The organism is Caproiciproducens galactitolivorans (assembly GCF_026672255.1).
Taxonomy (GTDB): domain Bacteria; phylum Bacillota; class Clostridia; order Oscillospirales; family Acutalibacteraceae; genus Caproiciproducens; species Caproiciproducens galactitolivorans_A.
The window spans coordinates 63271-85548 of the sequence record NZ_JAPOHA010000002.1 but is presented as its reverse complement, the minus strand read 5'-3'; the positions used below and the strand labels follow the sequence as shown (position 1 = coordinate 85548).

Genomic DNA, 22278 nt, shown 5'->3' with positions numbered 1-22278 from the left:
TTCTCATTCGGTTACTTTTTTTCCTTATCCACATCTTTATTGATATCTTTATAAACCTGATCCAAAACAGAACTGCTCTGCCCGGATTTTGAAATATAAATTTCCACTCTTCTGTTTTTTGCCCGGGCGGCTTCTGTTCCGTCATGAGGAACAATCGGCCTGTATTCTCCATACCCTTCAGAAACCATTTTCGCCGGATCGATAACGTTTTTCAGCTGAACATACAGCAGAACATTTTTGGCTCTGTCCGAAGAAAGTGCCCGGTCAAACGCCTGCGCGGTAGCGGAAGTAGAGTTCCCCGCACGGGCCGTATGGCCGTAAAAACGTATCTCACCGATTTGATCGGGAATATATTTAATTCCGTCGCTTACAAAGTCCAGAATTTTTTTCCCTTCGTCGCGCAGTTCAGCGCTGTCTCCCGTAAAAAAGATACTGTTTTGAAACGTCAGAAAGGTGTAATTGTCCCCTTTATGAACATGTACGGAATCCTGTAAACCATTTTTATTCACGTAATCATTTAAATATTGATACAGGCTGTCAAAATCCGTAACTTTGCCGTTGCTTGAACTGCCTCCTCCCTTACTGCTGCTGGACGATTCGGTGTCTAAAACGGAAGGCAGACTGATGCTTGATGAATTCTGAGCACCCCCGTTTCCACCTTTCTGCGTAGCCGCATTCGTCTGTTTATTAGCGGAAAATGCTTCTGCAAGCTTCTGCCATTTGCTGGCGTCCATGGTGGACATGGCAAACAGCATAACAAAAAAGGTAAGCAAAAGCGTCACCATATCGGAATAGGTATCAAGCCAGTTCGGGCCTCCGCTTCCGGAATTCGACCGCTTTCTCGCCATTATATCACCCCTCCAATTTATGTCAACGGGAAGATTCCCCCGGATTATTTCGAATTAACGCCTTCCTTTATCGCCGGAAGTGCTTGCAGCGTTGTGTCCAACCTTTTGGAGCCTTCTGTTTTCATTTACGTATGCATTCAGCCTTTCTTCGATATGTTTTGGATTGTCTCCCGCCTGTATGGCGATGACGCCCTCGACAACAATTTCTTTACAAACCATTTCTTCATCATGAAGCATATGTAATTTATGTGCCAGCGGAGTCAGCACCAGGTTTGCAAGCATAGAGCCATAGAAGGTGGTTACCAATGCCGTCGACATGCCCTGCGCCATTTTGGTTGCGCCATCGTTGGAATTCATATCCATATTGGCAAGCATGTTAATCAAACCGATCAGAGTACCGATCATACCGAACGCAGGTGCAAAAGTAGAAAATTTCTCGTAGAACTGCCAAACATGCGAATGCCGGTCTTCCAATCCATTCAGTTTATCTTCCAGAATTTCTTTTACCTTCGTAGGGTCTATCGCATCTACAATCAGCATAATGCTGTCTCTCATAAACAGATCTTGTAATAAGCTGGCTTTATCTTCCAGAGAAAGCAGTCCCTTTCTTCTGGCCTCCTGTGCAAAGTCTACGATCGTATCGATATACTTTTGTGGCTGGTACTTGTTTCCCTGAACAATAACCTTCATATGCTTCGGAATTTCCTTGAAGTAGGAAAGCGGAAAAGCCATGATGGTTGCTGCAATCGTACCGCCAAAAGTAATCGCCATACTCGGATAATCAATAAAATTCCGGATAGTAGACCATACAACTCCGGTGGAAGGGTCAAATACAATTCCGAAGATAACCAGCGCCAGACCGGCTATAAACCCCACAATGCTTGTTAAATCCACACAAACACTTCCTTGCGATCATAATACGGTTTTTCAGTTCTTTAACTTAACAGTATTTTTAAAGATTTCACGATTATAAAGAATGATTTTTTTTATAATTTCTTCACTGTTCTCCGAAACTAAATAATATTTGCCTGTCGTTAAGGTTATTTTTGTTTCCGGAATACATTCAATCGTTTCAATGAGGTTTGAATTCACCACAAAAGAAGTGCCGTTCAGATTGGTAACGTTTATCATATTCAATCCTCCTTTTCAGTGCTAACCGTTTCTGAAACCGTTTTTGGCTTCAGAAACGGCAGCTATTTCGAATAATTATCGCTTCATATTTACAAGAGTTTCCATCATTTCGTCGCTGACGGTGATGATTTTCGTGTTTGCCTGGAATCCTCTTTCGTTGATAATCATCTGGGTCAGCTCGTTGGCAAGGTCGGTGTTGGAAGTTTCCAGCGCACTTGTTATCAACTGGCCGGTACCGTTCGCGCCTGCCTTACTGTAACTAACTTTAATAGTAGCAGATTGCGCATTGCCATCAGCTCTATAGTAAGAACCGCCCATCTGCGTAAGGCCGGAAGGGTTTGGGATATTAGCTACTGCAATTGACCCAAGTGTTGCAATATCACCCCCCGCTTTCGGAGTTCCAGTTATTGTTCCGTCACTGCCAATTTTAATATCTTTATAATCATTATACTTCTCAACCTTAACAAGCGCTAAAGCTCCACTTGTATCCACTCCGTATACCAGTCTTCCATTCCCGTCTACCAAATTTCCGGAACCGTCAAAAGAAAATGAACCAACGCGGGTATATAGTTTGCCTGTAGTTCCGTCATCAACTACAAAATAACCTTCACCGTCGATATAACAGTCGTTTGAGCTGCCGGTAGGCGCACGGCCGGAACGGGTATTCAATACATCAACGGTTGACGCAGTTGCACCGTAGCCGACCTGCGAGGGATTTGACCCGCCGAAACCACCTGATGCACTCGTGGAATTCTGAAGCGTTTGGTAAAATAAGTCGCGGTACATTACTCTGGAAGCTTTAAAACCGTAGGTGTTCACGTTTGAAATGTTGTTGCCGATAACGTCCATACCGGTCTGGTAGGCTTTCGTACCTGCGATACCGCAATACATTGCTGTACTCATAATTATTTCTCTCCTTTTTATTGGAACCGTATGAGCCTCTCTGTCGTTCAAGGCCCAATAACTTCCTCAAGAGGTCCGGTTATAAAATTACGGCTCCGTCAATATTTGTAAAAATGTTGTCGGTCATCTCCTGACCGCTCATGGTTGTAACAACTGTGCTGCTGGGAATATTCACAATAAAGGCCGTCTGTCCGTTTAAGATCAGCGCGTCCTTAATCCCTTTTGCCTTTGCCTTTTCCACCGCGCTGTTAATTTGGGAAACCAACTGCCCGGATACCGGAATATTCCGGGAATCCATGCGCTGCAGCGCGTGTTTGGAAAACGTAAGCTGCTGGTTTTGTTCAAGGGTTTTCTGAAATATTTTCCCGAATTCGCTTTCGGCGGGATTGGGTTTTTCGCTCGCCTGACCCTTTTGGGCCGGCGTTACGGCATAATTCGGATTGATAAACGCGGAGTAGCTTTTTTTAAATTGAATATCATCCATGACTGAACTCCTAACTGCAACAAGACCGTTTGCCTCATGACAATGGATGGCGTTTACGTATTAACCGGCGGAGGTGTCTGTGGTTCTGGCTTCGGCGTTTCCGGAGGCTGATACGTATCCGTGCTAACCTGCATAACAGAAGACAAATAGTAGAATTTGCCATTCACAGATATACAGGGTGCGCCGGAAGAAAAATCGACACAATCTACAATGCCTGTATCCTGAACGAGCTTGCCGTTTGTATCATAACTGGCAACAATGACCTTTTTCCCAACATAGGAAGCTCCATACTGCTCTGTAGAAAGCTGTGACAGCCCCTGTATAGCCTGTAAGGAAGCAAACTGCGCCATCTGACTGATGAACTGGTTATTATCGGTAGGATTTGTCACATCCTGATTCGCCATCTGCGCCGCCAGAAGTTTCATAAAGTCGGTCATATCCAGCGATGACTTGCCTGTTTTCACATTGGAATCACCGGATGAGGATTTGGCGGGCACGCCGGCAACACCGCTAAGACTGTACGGATAAATCGAATTCAAGTTATTCCTCCTTTCTTTACATTGCGGAAACCTGCTGCCTAAGCTGCCGCATCACCGTTAAAAAATCATCGGTACTGCCATTCTGATCATCCAATGGAAGCCGAATGTTCTGCCTTTGATTTCGGTCCTGCTGCGGCTGGTTTTGCTGATTCTGCTGGTTCTGCTGATACCATGCGTGATCCTGTGCCGTTTCATGAATCTGTACCGGCTGGTTGATGGAAGTTTGCAGAATTGTTTTAATATCCGCGCTGTTTTCCATCAGCAAGCTCTGCGTTTTCGGATTTGCCGCCTGTATGGTAACATTCAGCACGCCGTCCTGTATCGCCAGCTTAACGGAAACTTTCCCTAAATTTTGCGGGGAAAGTTCCATTTGGAACTGCTGATTGCCCTTATTGTAATGATAAAGGACTTTATCCGTGAGCTGATTCCCTATGGCTTTCCCCGAAGCCTTTGCATCGGAAATCTTAATGACGACATTTCCGTTTTCATAAAGACTGGAAAGACGCGCATCATTCTGGCTCTGGGATGCCGCTTCCATCGGTATGGTCTCTTTTCTGTCCTCAGCATTCCGGTTGGGGGATAATTCCGCTGAAACTTGCTTTTCCGCTTGTAACGGAACGTTCGCGGATACCGTATCCGGCTTCGCAAGAACCGGAGAGGAATCTTGCTTTGGAATCACCGGAACATCCTGTTTCGGAAGTTCCGTCTGAACCGCGGCGGGCTGCGTTTGAACAGGCAAGCTGTCCCCGGATTGATCTGCCGCAGCGGCCGGTTTTTCCTGCAAAGCGAAATTTGCCTGCTGCACAGAAGCTTCCGTTTTAACCGCTGTTGGATTGGAATCCGTTAACTGCGCGGTTGGGACTTCCGGTTTTACAGGATTCGGAAGAAGCCCATTCCCGGCTATAATCTTTTCCGGCGTTGAATTTCCAACCTGTGCTTCAGCGGACGGCAGCAAGGACACCTGTTTGGGGTCTGCCGGCAAACCGGTAACGGCCAATAAAGGATTTACCGCCTGCGTTTCGCCTTGTACCTGCACCATATCCGAAACGGCTATGGGAACGGGCGCTTGAAACATCTGCGCGAACTGGGCCAGGTTTGGCTGAATCAGTTGAGGGTTTGTTTCATCGGTTTTATCCGGGCTCTTTTCCCCTTCAGCGGAAGCCGTAACCGTCTGCTTTGTACGGTCTTTGGTCGCCGTTTTTTCGGACTTTTGAACCATACTTTCAAAAACGCCGCCGGTACTGTCCTTTTTCGCCTGGGGAGTCTGCGTTTTCTGCGGAACCGCGTTATTCGATATTTGCTGTATCATCTTCTCACCTCCTTCATTTGCTATTTTATAAATTAAAATAATTTATAAGCACTTAAAATACGGCGCTGCGTGTCTGATTGACATATTCGTCAATTGCAAGCTCTTCACTTTTCCTGCAAATCTCCAAATACGCCGCAAGCTGTTTATCACGCAATTTTTCGAGCCCGGAAATATCACTGTTAATGGCTATAATTTCGGTCTTTTTCTGCGCTATAATCTCCTGCAGCTTACTTTTATCTTCCACTAATTTCAATATCTTCTGATTCAGAATATTGAAATACGTCTTATAAATTGTAATGTCACTTGCATTCATTCCGGTTTGCAATTCTTCCTGCATTTTTCGATTGGTTGCCGCAAACAGATCGTTCAGGGAGTTTATTTCCTTTTCAATTTCCATCCGCTTCATTTGCAGCTGCAAAAGCTCATTCTTTTGTATATCCAGCGTCTGCTGCTTGAAGCTAAGGACTTTTTCAAGGGTAAAAATAAATTTTTTCATCCTTATAAACCTTCCATAAGATTCAGAGTTTCTTCAAAAGAAAAGCTTTCATCGGTTCTCTGACACAGAAACGCATTGACGGAATCGATCTTTTTTATCGCTTCATCCAGCTTGTGATTCATACCCGGTTTATACGCTCCAATGGAAATTAAATCTGCATTCTGATTATAAACTGAGAGAATATCACGAATTTTTGCAGCCGAAAGTTTATGCTCTTCCGTAACGATATCGTTCATCAGTCTGGAAATGCTCGCATTTGTGTCGATCGCTGGGTAATGATTTTTATGGGCCAGTGAACGCGACAGAACGATGTGGCCGTCAATGATTCCCCGGACGGTATCGGATATCGGTTCATTCGTGTCGTCGCCTTCCACCAGCACGGTGTAAATCCCGGTTATGGAGCCTTCCTTGAAATTCCCGCTTCGTTCCAGAAGCTTCGGCAGCTCCGCGTAGATGGACGGCGTATATCCCCTCGCGATGGGGGGTTCCCCGGCGGCCAGTCCGATTTCTCTTTCCGCCATTGCAAACCGGGTAAGGGAATCCATCATAAGAAGGACATCTTTTCCCTGATCTTTGAAATACTCGGCAATCGCCGTAGCGACCGTAGCGCATTTCGCGCGGTACATCGCCGGCTGATCGGAGGTTGCAACAACCAATACCGAACGCGCCAGCCCTTCCCTTCCCAAGTCTTTTTCAATAAACTCGGTAACTTCACGGCCTCTTTCTCCGACAAGCGCGATCACGTTTATATCTGTTTTTACATTTTTTGCAATCATGCCCATAAGGGTGCTCTTTCCCACACCGCTCCCGGCGAATATGCCCATTCTCTGCCCTTTGCCGATGGTAAGCATCCCGTCGATCGCCTTAATGCCAAAGGTCAGGCGCTGGCTGATTCTGGGCCGCTCCAGCGGGTTGGTGTAGGTGGCATCTACATTATAATATTGCTTTGCCTGAAAGCTTCCCAGACCGTCGATCGGCATTCCGGTTGCGTCAATCGTCCTGCCCACAAGAAAATCACCCACGGGAACCCTTAGCTTCCGTCCGGTTGAACGGACAAGGCTTCCCGGGCCGATTCCCTTAATGTCGCCGTAAGCCATCAGAAGAACTTCGCTGTTTTTAAATCCGACCGCTTCGGCCATGATTGTTTTATCATTGTCGGAATTCTGAATATAACAAATATCGCCGACATTTGCTTTTAATCCTGCTGTTTCAATCATCATTCCGACAATATTTTTAACCTTACCCATGTAACAGAGCGGATTTAATTTTTCCAAAACTTCATAGGCTTCTTTAAAATTCAACGTCTCACGCTCCACTTTTGAATTGGGTTATATCTGTAACTCATTTTTAATATTGTTTAACTGCGTGTCCACGCCCGCGTCGATCAACTGGTTCTGCATTTCAATTTTGCAGTCACCGTCATTCATTTCCGCAAACGCTTCAATTTTGACATTGTCCGAAACCTCCTGCAGCGCCTTTAAAAGGGAATTGTCGGCCAGCAGGGACTTCGTATTGGGAGAAACATTGATGCGAACCCACTCCTGATTCCGGTAGGAATCCATCGCCTTAACAATAATCGACTGCATCGCTTTTGCGTCCAGGCTTATTTCTTTTTGAATGACCTTCTCCGCAATCGCGAAAGACAGTTGTTTGATGTCATCCTCAAATCGCTGAAGGATTTCCGTTTTCATCCTTTCCACGGTTTCAAGCATACCGGCAAGCTCGTCCAAGGTTGCCTTATTTTCATCCTCCGCTTTTTGAAAGCCATCCTGATACCCTTCCCGGTACCCCTGCTCGTTGCCGTCTTTCTTCCCTTGGGCAAACCCTTTCCGGTATCCTTCTTCCCGGCTTTGCGCCATTACCAGAGCGGCTTCCCCATTCATACGCTGCGTGGATTCCTTTACCTTATTCGCACTGTAATTCTGCGCCGCTTCCATGATCTGCTGCGCTTTTTGGAAAGCCTGATTCAAGATCGCCCGGTGCTCTTCTTCGGGGTCCGATTGCATTCTTTCATCTGATTTCTTTACCGAAGGACTGAGAGAAGGGTTATTGGAAGGAAAGGCATTGCCGTTTTTGATGGTGACATATTCGGACGCTTTAATGATTTTAGGCAATAACCTCATCCTTTCCGCCCTTCGTGATGACTAGCTCGCCCTCGCTTTCGAGACGCCGGATAACGCCCACAATGCGCTGCTGCGCTTCTTCGACATCTCTAAGACGGACATTGTGCGTAAATTCGAGATCGGATTTGATTGTTTCCGTAGTACGGTTGGACATATTTTTGAAGATAACATCGGAGACTTCCTTGTTTGCTCCTTTGAGTGCGAACACCAGATCCTTGGAATCGACTTCGCGCAGGAAACGCTGAATGGACATATCGTCCAGGCAGGTGATATCCTCGAAGACAAACATCCGCTTTTTGATCTCGTCGCAAAGCTCCGCATCCTTGTGAGCCAGTTCGTCGAAGATATATTTCTCGTTCGCGCGGTCCATATTGTTCATGATATCGGCAATATAGTTTACGCCGCCGAATTCCATGAAGTCCAGGGACATGAGGGATGAGAATTTGTTTTCCAAATTACTTTCAACGATATGGATAATTTCAGGAGAAGTCCGGTCCATATTCGCAATACGTTCCACTACCTCGAGCCGGATTTCCTTCGGCAGCTCCGCAATGATCATGGCTGCCTGATCCGCCCTTGCGTAAGATAAAATCAGCGCGATGGTCTGCGGATGCTCGTTTTGAATCATTGTCATGAGGTTCTTATAATCCGTTTTGCGGATGAATTCGAACGCCTTGGTGCGCAGCGATTTCGTAACACGTTCCAGAAGAGACGCCGCCGTCTGTGCGCCATACGCCTTTTCAAGAACGTTTTTTGCGTACTCCATGCCGCCTTCCGTAATAACCTTCTGCGTCAGGCATACCTGGTAGAAGTTTTCCAGAATGTCCTCCTGCTGTCCCGTGGACATATGCGACATTCTTGCAATTTCATAGGTTAATTGCTCAACTTCGTCTTCCTTTAAATACTTATAAATCTGGGAGGCGTTCTCCGCACCAATGGATATAATGACTGCGGCGGCTTTCTGCTGCCCGGTCAGTTGATTACTTGCCATCGCTTTCGTCTCCTCTCAGCCAGGATCGAATCAGTTGAGCCGCAATTTCAGGATTTTGAGAAGTAAATTCCTGTATTTCCTTGGTCAGCGCTTCTTCCTTCGTTGCATTCTGTGCACGCGCATCTTCGATTGCAGGCACAAAGATTTCCTCCTTTTCCGTCTTTTCCTCGGAAGTTTCTTCTGCCAGACGGTCTTTCAGAGGCGTATTATCTTCAGGATTCTCTCCTTCCGCCAATGCAAGGGCGGCTAATTCTTTCTTTTTCCGGCTGCGTGCCACGAAGAAAATAATCAGTCCTACGATGATCAGTGTAAGGAGCACGACTCCTCCGATTATCACAATCGTACTCAAAGGCAGCGTTCCGGACGGCTGTGTCTGGGTAGGCTGCGCCGGATTTGAGAATGCGCTGTTATAAATGGCAACCTTCTCCGGCTTAACAGCCGCTGCATTTGCAACCAGCTGGGCAATTTGCTGCTTTTGAACATCCGCCATCCCTTCTTTATTGATTACGACGGAAATGGTCATATCCTGAACGCTGGCGGCGTCGCCCTGAATCTGCTGTTTCACCTGACTGACCAGATATTTGTAAGTCTGGTCGTCCTTTGTATAGATCACATTTCCGTTAACGGTAACGCCCGGATAAGTAGTCGTTTCGGTATTGGATTCGGCCCCGGCGGTTCCGCCGGTCGTTTTCCCGTTTGCTTCCTGCTCCTTTGTAGTATGGGAATCGCTGAGCACACCTTTTCCCGTTGTGTTCCCGGAACTGTCTTTTGAAGGATTATAGGTAATAATTTCCTGTACCTTCTTATCGACGTCCATTATGCTTTTTGCGGTAACTTTCACATTATTCGTTCCGAAAAGCGGGGTTAAAACCTTCAGTATATTTTTTTCAATATCTTGTTCATATTCTTTTTCAATTTGGAGTTTAAACTGGGATATATTGATTTGCGTTCCATTTTCCGAATTGCTGCTTAATTCATTTCCCGTCGCCGTGTCTATTACGGCAACGTCGTCCGCTTTCATGTTCGGCACACTTTTTGAAACCAGCTGCTTAATTCCATTTACCTGTGAAGACGATAAGGATTTTCCATAATCCAGGGTAACCGTGACGGAAGCCGTCGGTGTTTCCGCATTATCGTCCAAAGCGTATCCGCTGCTGTCGGGGATACTAATCGTTACATTTGCGTTTTTAATGCTGTCAATGGTTTTGATAACCGCTTCCAAACGCTGGTTCAGCTGATATTGCTCAATGGTTTTCTTTTCAAAATCAGTTGACATGATTCCGACATTTTTCGTAAAGAAATCATAATTCGGCGCCGTTTTTGGATGTCCCTCATTGGAAAGGTCCATCCGAAGCGCATTTTCCTGATCTTTCGGCACATAGATCGTACCATTGTCTTCCTTATAGCTTACGTTCCGATCCTTGAGTTCGTTCATAACCTCGACTGCTTCCGAATGGTCCAAACCCGGATAAAGAACGACATAGGGCTGTGTATTCAACAGAATTCCGGCAATAACCGAAATAAGAACAATTCCGCCCAAAATACTGAATGCTATTATTTTTTTCTTTTTTGTTAAAGAACCCCAATAGTTCTTAATCGGTTCTATGTATTTGTTAATTTGAATATTCATTCATTCAACCTGCAATCATCCTTTTTCTTTATGCTCGCGCTTATACGCTCATTCTCATAACCTCATTATAAGCATCTAAAGCTTTATTGCGAAGTTGAACAAGCATTTGGACGGAAAGGCTGGCTTTTGTTGATGCGATCACAGCATCGTGCAAATTATCCGATTGTCCGGTTGTCAGCTTGACAAGTTCCTGATTTAAATTTGCGTCCGTATCTTTAACATTTTGAACAGCGTCCTGAAAAAGCGACTGAAACGGTATGCCGGACGACTGGGAAGTGGATATCTTACTGAGATCATTTAAATTTGCAATCGATTTTAAACTTTCAATCGGTGTAATCGTCAATTCCTGTTACCTCCCTAATTCCAATGCTTTAACAGCCATGCCCTTTACAGCATTAAAGGCGGTCAAATTTGCATCATAAGCCCTCGTAACCGACATCATATCAATGGTCTCCTTAATTGGATCGACATTCGGCATCATTACATAGCCCTGCGCGTTTGCATCCGGGTTACTCGGGTCGTATACGGGAGTAAAATCACTCGGGTCCTCTGCGATTTTCGAAACCTTTACCCCCATTTGCTCCCCGCCCTCTTGCAGCTTTGACGTAAGTATATGCTGAAAAGACGATTGCTGCGCGGGTTCGTAAACAACCAGTTTTCTGCGGTAAGGCCCCCCGTTCTCCGTCCGGGTGGTGGTAGAATTGGCAATATTTTCAGAAATAACATCCATCCTCAGCCTGCTTGCGGTAAGGCCGGACCCGCTGATGTCCAATGAACTTAGAAAAGACATGCATATTCCTCCCTGTATTTGATTGCTAAATAATAAGCAGGCTTATTATTTAGCATCGATCGCTGTTTTAAGGCGCGCAAAATAGTCCGAAAGTTCTCTTAAGGAGTACTCATAATTGAGCTGCGTTCGGGCTAATTCAATATTTTCTTTTTCCACATCGACATTATTCCCGTCTAATCTCAGTGATTGTTCTTCGGATATCGTTGTCCGCGGCTGCACGCTGCTGATGTCGTTTACCTGCTCGCTGTCGGTTGTATAGGAATCCGACATAAGATTTCGCAGCTGATCTTCAAAGTTCACCGTGCGGCTTTTAAACCCCGGGGTCTCAAGATTGGACAGATTATTGGAAATTTCCTTTTGCCTTACCCAAAGGCCGTCCAGGTCTTTGCTTAATAAGCTTGTGGATACATTGTTAAACCAATCCACTTTAACACCTTCTTTCCAGTAGAAATCAATTAATCTCATTTCATTTGTCTTTTTAGTTATAATAAATATACTAAAAAGTTTTTGTGACCTATAAAAAAATAGGTCAATATTTATATATTGTTTAGTAATATTTACATAATTATTATACAAATTAAGTCAAATGTCAATAAAAAAACCCATATTTGTACAAATTTTTTTTTTAAAATTATGGATTTAAGTTAAATTGAAAATCATGACCTAAAGATTTTTTTCGAATTGCCGATATATAAATCGAGGTGAGTTAGATATGGTTATTAAGAATATTGATTCTAAATTAAATTATATATCCAACCCATATTCCGGCAGAAAACTGGAGAAAGCAGATTCCGTGCAGAATAATGCAAGTTCGTCCTTCAGCAATGATTTAAACAAAGCTTCAAACGCCTATAAGGTGGATACCATAAATCTTTCCAAGCGCAATGCGGAAAGTTGCCCTTCTTTATCCGAAACGCGGGATAAAATTATTTCGGATTTAAAGGCGGATAAAGAGCAGGAATATCTTGAAAATCTGAAAATGCAATTGAACAATAATCAGTATACTATAAATCCTGCCGAATTGGCAAAAATAATGCTGATAAATGGTAATAAATAATTATAGCATACCAAATATAGGTTTTTAATGATTAATTGCAATTGGCGGGTGAAAATTTATGATAAATAAACAACTTTCAGAAGAGCTTCTGCATTTTTTTCAGAATTATCTTCTATTTTATAAGGACTTTCTTGTACTCGAAACGGAAAAATTCGAAGATATGTCCCAAAATAACCTCCAAACCCTGGATGAGCGGGTTAAGAAGGAACAAGCTTATTTATTGAAATTAAAGGGTTTGGAAATAGAACGCGAAAAGCTGGTCGGACAAACAGGCGACCCGAAAACCACTTTTCGCGAGCTGATTCCCCTGTTTGAAGAACCGTACCGAGCAAAAATGAAATCGATATACGATGAACTCTCCGATGTATTGCTGGATTTAAGGGAAATGAACCATCGCTGCAATTATCTTACGGAAATTAAATTACATAACATTACGGTGGATCTCAATAAGATCAAAAACAATCCGGAACTGCAAAATGTATACAATGCAAAAGCACAGGAGGGAAACACCCCTCCCAGCGTCCTTTCGATGAAGATTTAAGGAGGAGCTTTTAAGATGTCATCAACTTTTTCAGGATATTATGTTGCCAGAAGCGGAATTCAGGCCGCCCGCTCGAATTTACAGATCACCGGCCAGAATATGACAAATGTAAATACTCCCGGCTATACAAGACAGCGTGTGGATACCTCCACAGTCGGCCCCTGCGGAAGCAACATGCGTTATGCAAGCAGCGAAATCGGAATCGGCTGGGGCGTCAACTGCGACGGTGTAAGTCAATTACGTGATCCCTATCTGGATATCCAGTATCGAATGAAAAACGCCGAAGCAGGAAACACAGGAACCGTTTCCGATATTTTGAATGATTTGGAAAACATTTACGATGAAACGAAAAAAGACGGAATTACCGTTCAGTTTCAGGACTTTATAAAACAGCTGAATTCTCTGGCCTCAACCACGACCAGTTATAATGAAGACAGCGTAAAGGGATCGGCCCGTCTTCTGGTATCGGCGTTTCGCAATGCCGCCGCGCAATTATCCGGAATCCGTGACACGCAGACCAAGCAATTTAAGGATACCGCCATTCCCAAGGTGAACGGTTTATTGGATACCATCGCAAACCTGAATAAAGAAATCAAGGCCGCAGATGTTTCCGGCAGCCCCGCTTTGGAATTAATGGATAAACGCAATTCCGCGATTGATGAGTTATCCCAGTATGTAAACATTGAGGTATCCTCTCAATCGGTCGATGTTGGCTCCGGACGCTCCGTCTCTGAGCTGCATATTGATCTGGTTTCCGACGGCAAAAAATTCAATCTGGTATCGGACGACAGCCACAACACTTTCGGCACCGCCACAGCTGCGGACGGCACAATTAACCTGACGCTGACGGATTCCAAAGGAAAAGATGTAACATACGACGGCACGAACATTCTCAGCAATAAGGATATTACCGAAGGTTCTTTTGCGGGATATCTCACCATGCTGAACGAAAATGGAGAATTCGACGCTGCCGGCGGAAGCGAACGCGGCATCGGCTATTATCAAAAAGTGCTTGATAAATTAGCTTCTTATTTCGCCGATACCATGAACGCCGCGAACAGTACCACGAGCGACATCAATAAACCTTTATTTACCCAGTCGGACGGCACTACGACCACCGGCATCACAGCGGCGAACATCAGTCTTTCCGAGGCGTGGGCGAAGGCGACGGACCGCTACATAACAGCGACCAAACAAACTTCTTCCAGCGGGCCGGATGATCCAAACCACAATGAAAATATATTATCCATGGTAAAAAAACTTTCCGACACGAAAACTTTTACCACGAACGATGATAATGTTGGGGGAACCACCCTTTTTAATGCTTCCATCCAATCCTATATATCCAATATATCGGTCTCTATTTTGGCGCTTCAAAAAAATGATGTGGACCGTAAAGACACCACATTCAATTCTACGCTGAATGAAATTGATACGAAACGTTCTGCTGTTTCTTCCGTGGATGTTAATGAAGAAGGCATTAATCTGATTATGTATAACCAGGCGCTGACCGCATCCTCCCGATTTATGACCACAATGGATCAGGCGCTGGATACAATTATCAATAACATGGGTATCGTAGGCAGATAATTCAATAGAAGGAGGTAATGAACCATGAGAGTTACAATGAGCATGGCAATGAGACAATACGCAAACGGGCTGAACAAATCTTTTCAGGACTGGATGACCGCAAGCGACAGGGAACAAACTACCCGCAGATACGACAAGGCATCGGAAGATCCGTTTTCCGCCGCGAAAGCCACCCGTCTCCGGCAGCAATACGCCGAAAATCAAAGTTACCAAAGCGAAGTAGCGTCCGCTGCGGATTTGTTTGACTTTTCGCACAGTATCATTTTATCTATGAATTCAACGGTTACGGATGCAACATCCGGAGAATGCCTCCGGGCGCTCAACGGTTCAAACAAGGATGCTGACATTCTTGACACGATCTCAAAAAAGCTGCGCGGAATTCAGCAGACTCTTTTATCCCAGTTAAATTCAAAATTCGGCGACAAATATGTTTTCGGGGGCGCCGATACATCAAACCCTCCCTTCAGCATTGGGGCGAATCATAATCTGCTTTACCGCGGCATTGATGTGAACACGGGAAAAATCGAGGCGGGTTCCACTTTAAGCTACAACGGAGCACAGATTACTTTAGGGGACAGTCAATTTAACGGTTATAAAATTCAGGTGAATACCGCCGACGGGGCAACCCCTGCCGTATCCGCCGACGTAACCAATAAAGTACTCACCGTAAACCTTCCAACCGGTGCAAAAAACAGCGATGTGCTCGCCGCATTAAAAGCGAGTCAGCCCCTTAAAAGCACCGATAATTCCGTTACCTTTGATCTTTCGAAAGTCGCTCTTTCCGGTGACCAGAATCGCCCGGTCGATATTAATGCGCAGACGAATACCGCGACGGACACCATTGGCCTCGCAGGATTAAAAAAGCTTGCGAATGAGCAGGTATACTGTAATATTGGGCTAGGCTTAAGTGAAAAAACGACGGTAGGTGCGGACGGAAATGCAATAAACGAGCAAAGCGTTTTTAATACCGCCATTCCCGGTATTTCTATCGTTGGTTTCGGTACGTCGGACGGTACTGCCACAGGAATGCCCAATAACCTTTACAATCTGATCGGGAAAATTGCCGACAGACTGGAAGATAAAAATTCTTATTCCTTTAATGATTTGCAGGAGCCTATCAATTATTTACAAAGCCAGCAAAATATGGTTACCGCAAAAATGACACAAACCGATGCAAATTTCAGCTTTTTAAAAGCGACACAATCAAATCTGGTAGCTGTAGGCGATAAATTATCGGATGAGGACGATGCAGTCGAACACGTTGATTTTGAAACGGCCTATTTGAATTACACGATGCAGGCATATGCTTACAACGCTGCTTTAAAAATCGGCAACCAGATGCTGCTGCCGACATTCCTTGATTTTATGAAATAAGTACCTGCAAGAGGTGAATCAAGATGGAACAATTACTGGACATGAAAATCGTTCCTATTTCCATTGAAACGATTGTCCATCATGCGAAGCTTGAAGTGGATACGTCCTTTCAGCCTTCGCGGCGGGACCCGATGGACTCCAATTATTTAATACCCTATACCGACCATCTCTTTATAAATACTTTCGGATATCATAATAAGGTTCAGGCAAATACGAAAGCGGATTCTTACCCATACGCAAACAGTACAACTGAATATAAAATACTTTCCTCTATGACAGATACTGCGGATTATACAAAGAAAGGAAGTTTGCTCATGAGTGCGCAGGAAAAAACCAGTTCTCTGGTCAGCCTTGCGATGCAGCATGCGCAGCCGACCCTGCAAAGTGCAATCGGTATTCCCTCTTGCCCTTGTGACTTCAATTGGGATTCGCAGCAGGTTTCAAGCCAGTATGAATCCGATCGGCAGACTTACGACTGGCTATCGGAGAATAAGACGAAGCTGAAGTTTATCCCTGCCAGTATCGAATATGTTATCAAAGGCTATGCCCATGTTGAGTTTACGTATCTTGGCAAGCCTCAATATGTTCCGCCTTCGGCAAGCCCGGATTATAAACCGCCCAAACTGGACGCCACGGCCTGAACAAATAACGCAGCCACCATACCGGAGGCTGCTTTTTTTACAATCACTCTAACTGCAAGCAGGAGGTTCATATGGATAATCAATTGGAAAAGCAAACAAAGCAAAATATTATACATTTTGAGGAAGGTATCCCCGGTTTTGAAGAAATTAAAGACTACCTTCTTTACCACGAGGACGATGATGGCATCATTTGGAATCTGCAGGCCGCAAATTCTGAGATTCCGTCTTTTGTTGTAATTGATCCCTATCCGATCGTGAGCAACTACAGCCCGGAGCTTACCCCGGACGATCTGCGCTATTTCGGCGAGACGGATGCGGAAAATCTTTGCGTGCTGGTTGTGGCCGTCATTAAACCGGATTTAAAGGATTCGGTAATCAACCTGAAAGCACCGATTGTAATTGACGTGAACAGCAAAAAAGCGAAGCAGATTATTCTGGAAAATTCGGATTATCCGATACGGTATAAATTGTTTCAGGAGAAAGAATAGGAGGAATTTCCGGTGTTAGTGATCAGCCGAAAAGTCTCCGAATCCATTCTCATCGGGGACAATATTGAAATCATGTTGTCTGAAATCAGCGGCGACCGTGCGAAAATCTGCATCAGCGCGCCAAAGGAAATTCCGATTATCCGTAAGGAACTTGTGGAAACACGCAGTCTGAACGAAGAAGCAAGCGTTATTCCGCAAAAACAAACGTTAGACAAACTGAAAAAGCTGTTAAAATAAAGAGTATCGGACATTTCTGTTCGTACCCTGATAGAGAGACGCTTATTGGCCTTTTCAATCCAATCGGAAACATCGAAATCTTACGAAAGAAAATCCCCTGCCGGATAAACCGGCAGGGGATTTCTAAATGCAGTTTAAACAGTAAACAGATTACTGTAAGAGTTTCAGAACGTTCTGCGGCTGCTGATTTGCCTGGGCAAGCATGGACTGTGCGGCCTGAGCAAGAACGTTGTTCTTGGTCATTTCCATCATTTCCTTCGCCATGTCAACGTCGCGGATACGGCTCTCAGCGGAGGTCAGGTTTTCACTTGTTACACCGAGGTTGTTAACGGTGTGCTCAAGTCTGTTCTGCAGTGCGCCGAGATCAGCTCTTGTGCCGGAAACCTTGTCGATTGCGTCGGCAACTGTCTGAAGAGCCTTTGTTGCATCATCCTGTGTTGCAACAGAAATAGCATTGATACCCAAGCCCTTGGAACTCATATCACCAATATTTAATGATACTTGCTGATCGGAAGCTGAGGTAGCCCCAATTTGAAGCGTAAGGCCTTTTCCACCGACTTCCTTCAAGTCGGAAATGGTAACTTTACCAGCTGCAGCACTTGCAGACGTAACGCCATTATTCACCAAAGTAGCTGCAAAATTATCCGCCGTTGCAGTTTGATCAGCTCCAATCACGACAGCAATGTGACCAGCCTTGACCTTGGAAATATCTCCAGCTGCCTGAAGTTCATAGGTACGACCGCCAACTGTAATCGTGTCGCCCGCAGTACCTTTAGCTGCAAAAGTAATTGTGGAGGATTCATCTTTAGCAGTGCCCGCATCTGTAATGGCAATATCGGTAGCGGCATTTTTAGCAGACAGAACACTGGCTCCGTCTTTGCCAGCTGTTTTTGCCGTAAAAGTAAGAGCACCGGTGCCAGCGTCTGCCTTTACGTCAAAATTAGCAGAGATATCGCTGTTAGCATTCAATGCAGCGGCAATTGCTGCTCCAGTGGTTTTTGCGTCAGGAGTGCCAGCAGTATCTTTATAGCTAACGACTGTAGTCTGCTTTTTGCCACTGGCATCGAGATAGGTAACGCTGTAATTTATGGGATTAGCATCTCCGGCTGCAGCGGCTGCAGCAGTTGTAAATGTTCCTTTTGCGGCTGCAACGGTTTCAACTGTAGCGTTAGCAGAAGAAGACTCAATGGTTTCTTTACCCAGCGTACCATCCAACAGATTAATCTTATTGAAGTTTGTGGAAGTGGAAATTCTGTCAATTTCTTTCTGGAGAGAATCAACTTCCTTGCTGATGTTTTCACGGTCAACTGCGTTCTGGTATGTACCGTTGGAAGACTGTGTTGCCAGTTCCTTCATTCTCTGCAGAATGGAAGCGGTCTCGTTCAGTGCGCCCTCAGCGGTCTGTACGAGCGAAATACCGTCGTTCGCGTTGTTGGTAGCCTGATCAAGTCCGCGAATCTGGCCGCGCATTTTTTCGGAAATTGCAAGGCCTGCAGCGTCGTCGCCTGCACGGTTGATTTTGTAACCGGAAGACAGTTTCTCGAGGTTCTTGCTCACGTTATTATTGTTGATACCTAATTGTCTGTTTGCATTTAAAGCAGCAATATTGTGTTGAATACGCATAATTTTTTCCTCCTGAAATTTTTAAGTACGTGCGGTAACCCGCCACGCCTGTTTTTAAAGAACGTCCATGTTCTCTGCGATGGCTTGCTACATTTTCATCCCCGCCCGATGGGCCCTATCGCGGCAGAAACGAAAACAAAGTTTGCAGGTAAGTGTTTTTTGCTTACACTACATATTTCGGCCTATTTTTCGAATACTTAATAGTAAATAAATATATTTATGATATTTTTTTAAAATTTTTTAATTTTTTTGTAAAATGAGAGAGAAATATTTCCATTCTCCCCTTTTGGGCGGCGGCTTGATTTCGGAGATCAATAGAATTTTATCGAATATACGGAACGCCCTCTGTACGTGACAGAGGGCGCGTTTTTGATTCGATTTTATTTAGTTCAGACCGGCCGCGCCGCTGGGGTAGGTGTAGTTGTATTTGTTATACCGCACGGCGTCATAATCGCCGTAATTGTAGATATTGACTTCGCCAAGCCTCCGGTAGAACAGGCCGGTATAGAATTTGCCGCCCGCCTGGCTCCAGCGGATCATTTCCGTACCCATTGCATAGGCGTTCGTATAGTTCAGGTCATGCGTCAGGGAATCGGAATTGGAAAGGCTCACATAGCCGGAGTTAATCCACCCTTCATTACCGTCGGAAGTCCTTACCTTATACCAGCCGTCTTTCGGATTCGAAAAACCGGTGTCGGTAACATCCACCGAGGTTCCGTTCGAGATGCCGCAGACCTCGGAGCCGGTGATGCTCGGGTCTCCGCGCACGATGGTATCCCTCGTTACGGTCGCCGCCAGCGAACCGGAAATCATGGGCGGTACGACCGCGTTCTGCATGATCGTGCGGAAATCCATCTGGGAACTGCTGTTGAAATAGCCCGCGCCCACATTATAGGCGAAACTGATCAGACAGTCAGCCTGATTCTGGCTCATCAGGAAATGGTAATTCTGAATCATTTTATTTAATTCGGATGTATAAGAGGAGTTATTGATTTTATTGACCAAAAGCGACCATGCTTCCGTCTGGGTCATATTGTTGTAAAAAATTGCATTCGCTCCGAAAGTACAGCCGTAGCCGATGGTAGGCACCTGATTGGCGGTAAGCTGATCCGCGTAAACCGTGGAACTGTAGCCCTCCCACTTGGCAATCAGGGATATAATCTGATCGCTGGCGCGGCGCTGCTCGCTCGTAGTGGTTGAAAAATCCTGCTGACAGGATACATACGCATTGGAAGTGAAGCCTGTTGAGCTCATGCTGCCGTTGCGTGACGACAGTGCGGTAAACGTATAGGTTCCCGCGGAGTCGAAGGCAGTCGTTGCCGTCCATTTCTTCGTGGCGGTGTTCTGGCAGGATTCATTCGTGCAGGAATCCGCGCTGACCGTATGGGTTGTGCCATCCGGATTACGGATGACAAACTGAACACCGTCCCGGCTGGTATCGGTAACGGCTGTCAGCGTGACGGCTGCGCCCGTACTGGCGATATTCGGCGAAGCAAAAGCCGTTTTAACCGGTTCCGAATTGGTAACGGTAATATTGCAGGTTGCTTTGTAAGAACCCGCGCTGGCCGTAATCACGGCTGTTCCGTTGGAAACGGCATAAACATATCCGTTGGAAACGGTTGCAACATTGTTGTTGCTGCTTGTCCAGTTGATATAGGTTCCGCTCGGCGAAATATTCGCTTTTATGTAGAGCGTCTTCCCCGCCGGAATGCTCTGGGAGGAAGTTGACAGGGAAAGCGCGGAGGCATTGGACGCCTCGTCCGAATAATGAATCTGAATAAATTCCGAGCTGACGTAACCGGTCTGCCCGCTGGAGGTTTGCACCTTTGTCCAGGAAGAATTCGACGTGTCGAGAACCTTCAGACTGGTTCCCCTCGGCAGATTGGCAAGAATCTTTCCGTTCGTATCCGGGGTCTGGCGCAGCCGAAGCATGTCCGCCGTAACGCCGGCGCCCGTAATCGTATGGGAATCCGACCCGCTGTTTTGGTCGGTACCGGTATCGGTTGAGGTATCGTTTCCCGTATCGGTGTCTGTTTCCGTATCCGTATTGGTACCCGTGTCCGGGTTTGTATTGGTATTCGTATTGGAGCCGGGTGTTTCGGTAATTTTGAGAAATTCCTTGCTGCAATATCCTGTTTTGCCATCACTGGTTTTAATTTTTGCCCACCGGGCATTGGAACTGTCCATAACCGTGACGGATGCGCCGCTGGACAGCGTCGTAACGATACTGAAACCGGTTCCCGCGCCGCTGCGCACATTCAGGTTTGAGGTCGTCTTGGCTGTAGTCGTATTGGAAGCACCGGAATTCGAGGAAGAACCGGAATTGGATGGAGTACCGGACGAGCTGTTGCCTGTAAATTTCAAATACTGCTTACTGCAATAGCCCTGCTTGCCGTCCGAAGTCTGCACCTTCGTCCACGATGCGTTGGAATTATCCAAAACGGTAAGCGTTACTCCCTTGCTGATCGTCACCAGCACCTTAAAATTCGTACCGGCGCCCTGACGTAAATTCAGATAATCCGTCGTGACCGCTGTTGCGGAAGAGGAACCGGGTTTCGCCGTCGTTCCGGAAGAAGAGGAGCCGGAAGAGGAATCCGACATATGTATATATTGTTTACTGCAATACCCCTGCCTGCCGTCCGGGGTCTGCACTTTGACCCACGCGGGATTGGAGGCGTCCATTACCTTTAAGCTTGTTCCCTTGGAAAGCGTTGCAAGAATTTTACTGGAGGTCCCCGCTCCCGCACGGAGATTTACGCGGTCTGTTGTAACCGCGGTAGAAGCCGTTCCTGAAAAAGAAGGGGTTTCAATCGCCCCGGAACCCGACACGCTTAAATATTGCTTGCTGCAATACCCCTGCTTGCCGCTTACGGTTTGCACCTTCGCCCACGCTGCGTTGGAATTATCCAGTATTGTAACCGAAACGTCTTTGCCGAGGGTTAAAATTACTTTTTTATCCGAACCCGCACCTTCACGAAGGTTTAAAAAATCGGTTGTCTTTGCCGTTACCGCAGCCGTCACCGCAATCGTGGGTACAAGGCTCACCGTAACCGCAGCGGTACAAACAAAAGAAATCGCTGCCGTAACAATTTTCTTTGTCTTATATTTCAATCCATACCACTCCATTTATAATCATTCGTTTTCGTTCATTTCCTGACAAATCCATTTATTAAAAATGCTGGTTCGATTATAACCCAAAAAGTGGCAAGAAGCAAGCGCAAACGCCATTTGTTAACATTTTCCACGATGGTTCGGGCAGCCGCTATTCGTAGTCGACTTCGAGGATCAGGCATGAAATAATCGGGTATTCATCGATCCAGTACGTCTTCCCGATCGTGCTCACCTGATAGCCCAGATTCTTTAAAAATTTAGCCGCCTCATAGCCAAGCTCTTTATTAAAAAAGCGAATCATTACCTTTTGCATGCCATCCCCCATTTCTAACACTATGATATTCCGGCAAATAAAAAATGCGATTGTCTTTT

At 45.6% G+C, this 22278-nt stretch carries 25 protein-coding genes; 7 read left to right on the top strand and 18 right to left on the bottom strand.

The annotated features are described in order from the left end of the window. Positions 1–11: 11 nt before the first annotated feature. From OUY18_RS02045 to flgB, 15 genes are all read right to left on the bottom strand, one after another. Positions 12–848, bottom strand: coding sequence for an OmpA/MotB family protein (locus OUY18_RS02045; protein ID WP_268057048.1), 837 nt, complete (start codon positions 846–848; stop codon positions 12–14). A 54-nt stretch (positions 849–902) separates the two neighbouring features. Then, on the bottom strand, positions 903–1742 hold the full coding sequence (locus tag OUY18_RS02040; RefSeq protein WP_268057047.1) for a motility protein A: 840 nt from the start codon (positions 1740–1742) through the stop codon (positions 903–905). A 33-nt stretch (positions 1743–1775) separates the two neighbouring features. After that, the gene (locus OUY18_RS02035) at positions 1776–1979 is read right to left on the bottom strand and encodes a flagellar FlbD family protein (RefSeq protein WP_268057046.1); all 204 of its coding nucleotides are present in this window, start codon (positions 1977–1979) and stop codon (positions 1776–1778) included. Positions 1980–2054: 75 nt separating this feature from the next. After that, a complete protein-coding gene (locus OUY18_RS02030) occupies positions 2055–2882 on the bottom strand; it encodes a flagellar hook-basal body complex protein (RefSeq protein ID WP_268057045.1) in 828 nt (275 codons plus the stop codon). A 79-nt stretch (positions 2883–2961) separates the two neighbouring features. Next, entirely contained in the window at positions 2962–3366 is a 405-nt protein-coding gene (locus OUY18_RS02025) for a TIGR02530 family flagellar biosynthesis protein (protein WP_268057044.1), read from the bottom strand. Positions 3367–3419: 53 nt separating this feature from the next. After that, positions 3420–3905, bottom strand: coding sequence for a flagellar hook assembly protein FlgD (locus OUY18_RS02020; RefSeq protein WP_268057043.1), 486 nt, complete (start codon positions 3903–3905; stop codon positions 3420–3422). A gap of 16 nt (positions 3906–3921) precedes the next feature. Then, complete coding sequence (locus OUY18_RS02015) at positions 3922–5214, bottom strand: flagellar hook-length control protein FliK (RefSeq protein WP_268057042.1); 1293 nt, start codon at positions 5212–5214, stop codon at positions 3922–3924. A gap of 52 nt (positions 5215–5266) precedes the next feature. Next, positions 5267–5710: a flagellar export protein FliJ gene (fliJ, locus tag OUY18_RS02010; protein ID WP_268057041.1), complete on the bottom strand. Its 444-nt coding sequence runs from the start codon at positions 5708–5710 to the stop codon at positions 5267–5269. A 2-nt stretch (positions 5711–5712) separates the two neighbouring features. Then, positions 5713–7011, bottom strand: a complete 1299-nt coding sequence (gene fliI, locus OUY18_RS02005) for a flagellar protein export ATPase FliI (protein WP_268057040.1) — start codon at positions 7009–7011, stop codon at positions 5713–5715. Positions 7012–7038: 27 nt separating this feature from the next. Continuing rightward, a complete protein-coding gene (locus OUY18_RS02000) occupies positions 7039–7824 on the bottom strand; it encodes a FliH/SctL family protein (protein WP_268057039.1) in 786 nt (261 codons plus the stop codon). Beyond that, a complete protein-coding gene (fliG, locus tag OUY18_RS01995) occupies positions 7817–8824 on the bottom strand; it encodes a flagellar motor switch protein FliG (RefSeq protein WP_268057038.1) in 1008 nt (335 codons plus the stop codon). Before fliG ends, OUY18_RS02000 begins: the two co-directional genes overlap by 8 nt. Next, positions 8814–10454 carry a flagellar basal-body MS-ring/collar protein FliF gene (gene fliF / locus OUY18_RS01990; protein WP_268057037.1) on the bottom strand — a complete coding sequence of 547 codons (1641 nt, stop codon included), beginning with the start codon at positions 10452–10454 and terminating at the stop codon, positions 8814–8816. Before fliF ends, fliG begins: the two co-directional genes overlap by 11 nt. Before the next feature lie 40 nt (positions 10455–10494). Beyond that, a complete protein-coding gene (fliE, locus tag OUY18_RS01985) occupies positions 10495–10797 on the bottom strand; it encodes a flagellar hook-basal body complex protein FliE (protein WP_268057036.1) in 303 nt (100 codons plus the stop codon). A gap of 6 nt (positions 10798–10803) precedes the next feature. Continuing rightward, the gene (flgC, locus tag OUY18_RS01980; protein ID WP_268057035.1) at positions 10804–11244 is read right to left on the bottom strand and encodes a flagellar basal body rod protein FlgC; all 441 of its coding nucleotides are present in this window, start codon (positions 11242–11244) and stop codon (positions 10804–10806) included. A 45-nt stretch (positions 11245–11289) separates the two neighbouring features. Further along, positions 11290–11670, bottom strand: a complete 381-nt coding sequence (gene flgB, locus OUY18_RS01975; RefSeq protein ID WP_268057034.1) for a flagellar basal body rod protein FlgB — start codon at positions 11668–11670, stop codon at positions 11290–11292. A 286-nt stretch (positions 11671–11956) separates the two neighbouring features. Between flgB and OUY18_RS01970 the strand changes: the two genes are divergently transcribed. The 7 genes from OUY18_RS01970 to OUY18_RS01940 all read left to right on the top strand — a co-directional run bounded on the left by OUY18_RS01970 (position 11957) and on the right by OUY18_RS01940 (position 17172). Beyond that, positions 11957–12301 carry a hypothetical protein gene (locus OUY18_RS01970; protein ID WP_268057033.1) on the top strand — a complete coding sequence of 115 codons (345 nt, stop codon included), beginning with the start codon at positions 11957–11959 and terminating at the stop codon, positions 12299–12301. Positions 12302–12359: 58 nt separating this feature from the next. Next, a complete protein-coding gene (gene flgN / locus OUY18_RS01965; RefSeq protein WP_268057032.1) occupies positions 12360–12842 on the top strand; it encodes a flagellar export chaperone FlgN in 483 nt (160 codons plus the stop codon). A gap of 15 nt (positions 12843–12857) precedes the next feature. Beyond that, on the top strand, positions 12858–14432 hold the full coding sequence (gene flgK / locus OUY18_RS01960) for a flagellar hook-associated protein FlgK (RefSeq protein WP_268057031.1): 1575 nt from the start codon (positions 12858–12860) through the stop codon (positions 14430–14432). 24 nt (positions 14433–14456) lie between these two features. After that, on the top strand, positions 14457–15806 hold the full coding sequence (locus OUY18_RS01955) for a hypothetical protein (protein WP_268057030.1): 1350 nt from the start codon (positions 14457–14459) through the stop codon (positions 15804–15806). Positions 15807–15829: 23 nt separating this feature from the next. Further along, complete coding sequence (locus OUY18_RS01950; RefSeq protein ID WP_268057029.1) at positions 15830–16447, top strand: DUF6470 family protein; 618 nt, start codon at positions 15830–15832, stop codon at positions 16445–16447. A 71-nt stretch (positions 16448–16518) separates the two neighbouring features. Then, positions 16519–16935 carry a flagellar assembly protein FliW gene (gene fliW / locus OUY18_RS01945; protein WP_268057028.1) on the top strand — a complete coding sequence of 139 codons (417 nt, stop codon included), beginning with the start codon at positions 16519–16521 and terminating at the stop codon, positions 16933–16935. Between the two features lie 12 nt (positions 16936–16947). After that, positions 16948–17172, top strand: a complete 225-nt coding sequence (locus tag OUY18_RS01940) for a carbon storage regulator (protein WP_268057027.1) — start codon at positions 16948–16950, stop codon at positions 17170–17172. A gap of 150 nt (positions 17173–17322) precedes the next feature. Here OUY18_RS01940 and OUY18_RS01935 read toward each other — a convergent pair whose 3' ends face one another. From OUY18_RS01935 to OUY18_RS01925, 3 genes are all read right to left on the bottom strand, one after another. Then, complete coding sequence (locus OUY18_RS01935) at positions 17323–18795, bottom strand: flagellin (protein WP_268057026.1); 1473 nt, start codon at positions 18793–18795, stop codon at positions 17323–17325. Between the two features lie 384 nt (positions 18796–19179). Beyond that, a complete protein-coding gene (locus tag OUY18_RS01930) occupies positions 19180–21906 on the bottom strand; it encodes an SH3 domain-containing protein (RefSeq protein WP_268057025.1) in 2727 nt (908 codons plus the stop codon). 151 nt (positions 21907–22057) lie between these two features. Further along, on the bottom strand, positions 22058–22219 hold the full coding sequence (locus OUY18_RS01925) for a hypothetical protein (protein WP_268057024.1): 162 nt from the start codon (positions 22217–22219) through the stop codon (positions 22058–22060). Positions 22220–22278 lie beyond the last annotated feature (59 nt).

Excerpts from the sequence above, each read along its gene's own strand:
- flgN (WP_268057032.1), top strand. The coding sequence starts at position 12,360 with ATGATAAATAAACAACTTTCAGAAGAGCTTCTGCATTTTTTTCAGAAT.
- OUY18_RS02015 (WP_268057042.1), bottom strand. The coding sequence starts at position 5,214 with ATGATACAGCAAATATCGAATAACGCGGTTCCGCAGAAAACGCAGACT.
- OUY18_RS02045 (WP_268057048.1), bottom strand. The coding sequence starts at position 848 with ATGGCGAGAAAGCGGTCGAATTCCGGAAGCGGAGGCCCGAACTGGCTT.
- OUY18_RS02030 (WP_268057045.1), bottom strand. The coding sequence starts at position 2,882 with ATGAGTACAGCAATGTATTGCGGTATCGCAGGTACGAAAGCCTACCAG.
- fliJ (WP_268057041.1), bottom strand. The coding sequence starts at position 5,710 with ATGAAAAAATTTATTTTTACCCTTGAAAAAGTCCTTAGCTTCAAGCAG.
- OUY18_RS01950 (WP_268057029.1), top strand. The coding sequence starts at position 15,830 with ATGGAACAATTACTGGACATGAAAATCGTTCCTATTTCCATTGAAACG.
- OUY18_RS01935 (WP_268057026.1), bottom strand. The coding sequence starts at position 18,795 with ATGCGTATTCAACACAATATTGCTGCTTTAAATGCAAACAGACAATTA.
- OUY18_RS02025 (WP_268057044.1), bottom strand. The coding sequence starts at position 3,366 with ATGGATGATATTCAATTTAAAAAAAGCTACTCCGCGTTTATCAATCCG.
- OUY18_RS01955 (WP_268057030.1), top strand. The coding sequence starts at position 14,457 with ATGAGAGTTACAATGAGCATGGCAATGAGACAATACGCAAACGGGCTG.
- OUY18_RS01970 (WP_268057033.1), top strand. The coding sequence starts at position 11,957 with ATGGTTATTAAGAATATTGATTCTAAATTAAATTATATATCCAACCCA.
- fliF (WP_268057037.1), bottom strand. The coding sequence starts at position 10,454 with ATGAATATTCAAATTAACAAATACATAGAACCGATTAAGAACTATTGG.
- flgC (WP_268057035.1), bottom strand. The coding sequence starts at position 11,244 with ATGTCTTTTCTAAGTTCATTGGACATCAGCGGGTCCGGCCTTACCGCA.
- fliW (WP_268057028.1), top strand. The coding sequence starts at position 16,519 with ATGGATAATCAATTGGAAAAGCAAACAAAGCAAAATATTATACATTTT.
- OUY18_RS02035 (WP_268057046.1), bottom strand. The coding sequence starts at position 1,979 with ATGATAAACGTTACCAATCTGAACGGCACTTCTTTTGTGGTGAATTCA.
- flgK (WP_268057031.1), top strand. The coding sequence starts at position 12,858 with ATGTCATCAACTTTTTCAGGATATTATGTTGCCAGAAGCGGAATTCAG.
- OUY18_RS01925 (WP_268057024.1), bottom strand. The coding sequence starts at position 22,219 with ATGCAAAAGGTAATGATTCGCTTTTTTAATAAAGAGCTTGGCTATGAG.
- fliG (WP_268057038.1), bottom strand. The coding sequence starts at position 8,824 with ATGGCAAGTAATCAACTGACCGGGCAGCAGAAAGCCGCCGCAGTCATT.